The sequence below is a fragment of the Allocoleopsis sp. genome (assembly GCF_036703385.1).
GTDB lineage: Bacteria > Cyanobacteriota > Cyanobacteriia > Cyanobacteriales > Coleofasciculaceae > Allocoleopsis.
The window spans coordinates 1-5,153 of the sequence record NZ_DATNPA010000632.1 but is presented as its reverse complement, the minus strand read 5'-3'; the positions used below and the strand labels follow the sequence as shown (position 1 = coordinate 5,153).

The 5,153-nt window shown below is 42.9% G+C and carries 5 protein-coding genes; all 5 read right to left on the bottom strand.

Translation table 11 applies throughout. The features are described 5' to 3' along the window. Nucleotides 1–1,766: caspase family protein (locus V6C93_RS30065; RefSeq protein ID WP_333480354.1), on the bottom strand; the 1,766-nt coding region annotated here is incomplete at its 3' end. Nucleotides 1,767–1,890: 124 nt separating this feature from the next. Continuing rightward, on the bottom strand, nt 1,891–3,777 hold the full coding sequence (locus tag V6C93_RS30060) for an alpha-amylase family glycosyl hydrolase (RefSeq protein ID WP_333480353.1): 1,887 nt from the start codon (nt 3,775–3,777) through the stop codon (nt 1,891–1,893). An 89-nt stretch (nt 3,778–3,866) separates the two neighbouring features. Next, entirely contained in the window at nt 3,867–4,316 is a 450-nt protein-coding gene (locus V6C93_RS30055) for a cupin domain-containing protein (protein ID WP_349262883.1), read from the bottom strand. Between the two features lie 5 nt (nt 4,317–4,321). After that, nucleotides 4,322–4,654, bottom strand: a complete 333-nt coding sequence (locus V6C93_RS30050; protein WP_333480351.1) for a hypothetical protein — start codon at nt 4,652–4,654, stop codon at nt 4,322–4,324. 140 nt (nt 4,655–4,794) lie between these two features. Next, nucleotides 4,795–5,016: a hypothetical protein gene (locus V6C93_RS30045; RefSeq protein WP_333480350.1), complete on the bottom strand. Its 222-nt coding sequence runs from the start codon at nt 5,014–5,016 to the stop codon at nt 4,795–4,797. Nucleotides 5,017–5,153: the final 137 nt, after the last annotated feature.

Below are 5,153 nucleotides of genomic sequence, written 5' to 3'. Positions count from 1 at the left end.
AAACTCTCTGTTAGGTCTAATACATTGCAATAGAGAGTTTTCTTACTGTTGTTAGTTAGCCTGACATAGTAGGTAGGTGGACTCCACTCACCATCCTGATATTCATACTCCAAACGCATATCAGACGCTTCTTTAGCGGTTGTCTCGGAGTTGTCGCCATCTAATGAAGAGGCACCAAGAGTGTGAAGGACAATCTCCATCTTCAGATCATCTGGCTTAATCCGCGTCGTGGCTGGGCTTTCCAATTCCAGTGTGTTAGTCCAACGAGCGATATGTTCCAATCGTTGAATAACTTGCAAAGCGCGTTCTGGCGTGTAACTGGCTTGGTCGGGTTTTTCTGGAAGTGGCGCAACCAAAGGACGGTCATCTGTAGGCAATGTCAGCCAGTATTGTCCCTCGCGAGCTAGTAATTGGTAATCTGCATCCGTAGATGCATCGACTCGGCGCACGTACAACGAAGAGCGTTCATTAGCGTCGGCTTTTAAGAGTGCTTGGTGCGCTAGTTCTATACCTGCTTGTTCACCCTGAAAATAAACCTTCAAAGGCTCTATTGGCAAGCTGGTTACAACCGCCCAATAACTCTCGTTTTCAGATAAGATTTGGTTGTCACTAATAAGTTCCACTTTGCTGCGTTGTGGCAGCACTTGAGTAACTCGCGCTTGCAATAAAGCTTCTGACGCTCCTAACGTCGCTACCGCTTCGCTATCAGATTGACGTAACTGTTCTGGGGTACTTCCTGCCGGAAAGATTGCTAATAAAATATCTCCACTCGATTTGGGAATACCATGCAACGTCCCGCCATCGATCGCCCAACTCTTGTCTTTACTGCTATAAGTTAAGGTGAAGTAGAAAGGTCGTTCCGTAATTGCACCACCTAAGAAGGGTTGGTTTAACTCCTCGGAATCAGTTGCTTCAACTTGAGGGGATTGGTCTTGAACTTTACCGCTTACTAGTGCATTAAGAGTTCTGACTAAATCTCGATACGTTAAGCTGCCATTAGTTCGCTGCAACGTTTCCAGAAGGAAGTAGGAAAAAGCACCTCGCGGTTGACCATCTTGTCCTTTATATTCCTTTGCTAGCTCATAGTCTCGACAGGCAGAAAGCATAACGTGCCTTCCTTTGGGTAACACTATACCCGTCGTTTTCTTTTCCAGGTTACGGGAAGACGTTAACAATTTATCTAATGCTGTTTTATCTTGAGCAAAAATATAGCTGCTCAAAGGTCGCTCTCGCGAATCTACAGGCGCACGACGTACTGTGACTTCTGGAGACAAATCTCTGGTTCCAGAACCGGAGTGACAGCAGTCCAAAATTATCACGACATGGGGATTGTTCTGTGCCACTTGGGAAATTAGGTAAGCTAATTCCTTATCAGCTAAATCCTGGCTACCCTCTGTACGGCTGTCGTAGCAAACTAAGGTTTCATTTAAACGGTCTGGCTCTAAATGCCAAAAATCTTCTGCTGCCTTCTCTTGAGCACCATGACCGCAGTAGTAAAAAAACACGACATCATCACTGTTAGCATTGCACAAGTGCTGCTCAAAACTGTTGACAATCGCTTGACGAGTTGCTTGTTCATTTGTGAGTATCCACGGTACATTAGTGGATTCTACAAGTTTCCATTTACCCCCTTTAGTTCGCTCTCGGAGATATGCTTCTACTGCTTTAATGTCATTAACAGAACCTTTTAAGGGAGGAATGACGGGAACTGATGCAGGATGATAGGCATCGATTCCAACCAAGAGGGCGTAGATATTTTTAGTCATGGTCACCCTTGTTCAACTTTTTTACAAAAATAGTGAAAAAAGAAATTTGCTTATCGCTTTATCAGCGTTGATGGTTTATAGCATCTCGCTGCTATGAACCATCAACAACGCATTACCCGTTGAGTTACTCGTAAATCACAAAGCCTGCGGCTGGAACCGTAATCTTAACAGACTTGCCATTTCGAGATTCAACGGGTACCTCTTGACCTATTTGTTCTTTATCCGTAGAGTAGATGCACGTCAGAACTTCACCTTCATTGTGCAATTGGTCATCAATGCTTATCCAGGCGGTTTGAGGCTGATAATAGTCGGTATTAATAGCCAACAGCATTTCCTTCAAACTGAAAACACGAGACCAAGGAACAACGGAGCGTATCTGACCCCCAATCATTTCCGGCAAACCAAAGTTTTGCCCATCTCCAGAAATCGAGCGTAAGTATTGACGACCTCGACGCAAAACCTTTTTTTCACTGCGGATTTTCAAAATTGTCGCTAGTTCTTGATAGATGGGGTTCTCTTCATTGAAAAAGTGTACTCCCCGGCTTCTGAATGCTCCGAACTCGCCGCCAAACATGGCTTCCCGCAAATAGCGATCGCTTCCTCCACTACCGTCAAAGCCTTGTTCGGTGCCGTAGTAAATACAAGGAATTCCTAGAGTCATTGCATTGAGGGCGACAGCATTCAATACAACTTTCTGGGCATCGGGGTCAGCACAAAACCGACCTTTGTTTGCTCCTTTGCGGACTTGATCGTGGTCGTCAAACATGCTGACGACCTTGTTTCTAAACCAAATGTGAGACTCTTTATCAACCAGCTCAGAGTTACGAAATAGGCTAAAGTAGTCTCTGGGATTGCGATATCCTTTTATCAGGTATTCGAGTTTGTCGGGGATATCATCGATACCCAAAGCGGCATCTAAACCCGTTTGTTCTAAAATTTTAAAGGCATTTACCCGTCCTCCAGTAATCTCACCGACTAAGAAAAATTTTTCCTTGCCAATACTTTGAGTAAATTCATGGATAACTGAAGCAAAAAAGCGAGTAGCGCCTACTTCCATGTGTTTGACCGTATCAATGCGGAATCCATCAATGTCTGCATCCGCTATCCAAAACACATACGCTTTACAAAGATTTTTGAGCGCAGCAGAAGGGGTATAATTGTCAAGGTTTCCGTGACCGTGGGTGACATCTTTTAAATCGGAAAAATCCCCCTCTAAATACTCTGGGTTGTAGTCCCAGTTATTGATATGTCCTTTTTGGGTGTAGAATGATGGGTCTTGGAATTCAATAGGCCAAATGGCTGCATCCACATCGGGCCAGGTTGAGGGATTGTCGGGATCAGTTTTCTGAAACGGGATAGTAGGATGTCCTTCTTTATCGTTAAAGCCCTTAACTTGATAAGGATTTCCATCCCAACGGGGATCGAGAACCGAATTTCCATTTCCATCTTGCACCCAATAGCGATCGGGAGCATAACTAAACACGTTACCAGTGTGATTTAGAATAATATCCAAAATCACATAGATGCCGTTGGCATGAGCCGTTTTTACCAAGTCTTTCAAATCCTCGCGGGTGCCAAAATGAGGCTCAATTTCAAGGAAATCTTGGATGCCATAGCCGTGATAGGTGTCTTGAAATCTTACCTGCTTGAAAATTGGGCTAATCCATATAGCTGTCACTCCCAAGCGTTTTAAGTAACCAATTTTGCTTTTTAGCCCCTTGAGATTACCGCCGACATATTTAACTCCAGCTTCACGCCAACGTGCTGTGTCTTCTGGAGTTTTTACAGCATTTTCTTTATCTTGCTCTTTGAACATCGGGATGGTGCGGATTTCGCTTTCAGGCACTACATTTCCCTCAATATCCTTGTATCCAGTTTCCTTATCGTCGGAAAAGCGATCGAGCATCATAAAGTAAAACACTTGGTCTTCCCAAGCGATCGGGGATGGATGGTAATCTCCGTCGGTGATGAATGGCTTGAGATCCAATTTAGATAGTTGTTTTTCAACCATTTGCAAATCCTCCAAGTGACGAATTCTGTATTTTTAATGGGTGCATTAGGAAGTGGGCGCGATTCTAATTGATTCAGTTCGGATTTGAACTATGCGTTCGCAGCTTTTCCTCGCAGTACAGCTAAATCTTCCTCATCCAGTTCGGCTGGCACTCCACTGCGAATTAGTTCAGCAAACTCTTCATTTGGCACCATAATCGTCAGGGTATACAAGCGACTTTTTCCTGTGTTTTCGATGGCATGAATTCCAGTGGGAGGTACCAAAAGACTATCGCCTTCCTGAATTAGTATCGTCTTGCCATCACAAGTTGCCCGTCCTTCTCCTTTGAGGACAAAAAACATTTCTGTCGCATACATATGTCGGTTGGGAGGTGTCTTTCCGCCGACATCGAAAATTTCGACACAGCAGGTAAATGAGACTTTATCTTTGAACGGATCGAAGGCGATCGCTAACTTATTACTAGAATTAGGACTAATCCGATAAGCTTGGTATTCTTGGGGAGACTTGGCAATCGGAATCATGCAACGAGAATCGGTCATTATCATTAGTAGTTTCCTCCTATTTTCTGCTTTGCCTGAGCGTTCAATTGTTCAACCGAATTTCTACCTACTTCTTGCACCGTCTGATAAATTTTTGGAGCCAGAATCCAGATAGCAGTACCCAGTAAGGCTAAAATAGTTAAGGCGCTGAATCTGACTACTTTCTTAGTATGCTTAAGCTTATTTTCTTCAATGGGCTGAGCGACAGCGTCTTCAATTTCCTCTTTAATCGTCAAACTCCAATCAAGTCCACATTGCGACCATAAACCTAAATAATTAAGAAGACTCAGAGATTTATCTCGTATCTTAGAATTGTTGTTAAATTTATCTTGTGACATATGTTTCTCCAATTTGTGTCAAAAATTTAACTTTTTTAAGCCAATTTTAAAGTATTGCCATTCTCAATTAGCCTAGGCAATAAAATTCTACTCATTTCATTAACTCAATACGCGATCGCCAATGGTTCTCATGTATATTTCTACATCCACCAATAGATACGACGCTTTGTTGGTTTAGTTTTGTTTGAGGCTAAGTTCTCTGATTCATCCATTCGTATTGTCTTGGCGTTTAATACGTTTGCCCAATAAATCGAGGAAGTCGTTTCTTCGCTTGGTGCTAAAGACTTAGTAAATTCTTGCTCAACAAATTGAACGGAATTGGATATGGTCGCCGTTTTGTTCATCATGGTTGAAGCAGTCATATTTCACCTCATTGCTAGAAAGTAGAAAGGTAGGGATTTTAGAACGACTATATTTACTTCGATGTTTAGCTAGAAAACATCATTTTGCAACCGACTAGCAGCAACATCGTGGCGAACATTTTCCTCAACATAGTATC

Coding starts and splice junctions, on each gene's coding strand:
- V6C93_RS30060 (WP_333480353.1), bottom strand. CDS start 3,777: ATGGTTGAAAAACAACTATCTAAATTGGATCTCAAGCCATTCATCACC.
- V6C93_RS30055 (WP_349262883.1), bottom strand. CDS start 4,316: ATGACCGATTCTCGTTGCATGATTCCGATTGCCAAGTCTCCCCAAGAA.
- V6C93_RS30050 (WP_333480351.1), bottom strand. CDS start 4,654: ATGTCACAAGATAAATTTAACAACAATTCTAAGATACGAGATAAATCT.
- V6C93_RS30045 (WP_333480350.1), bottom strand. CDS start 5,016: ATGACTGCTTCAACCATGATGAACAAAACGGCGACCATATCCAATTCC.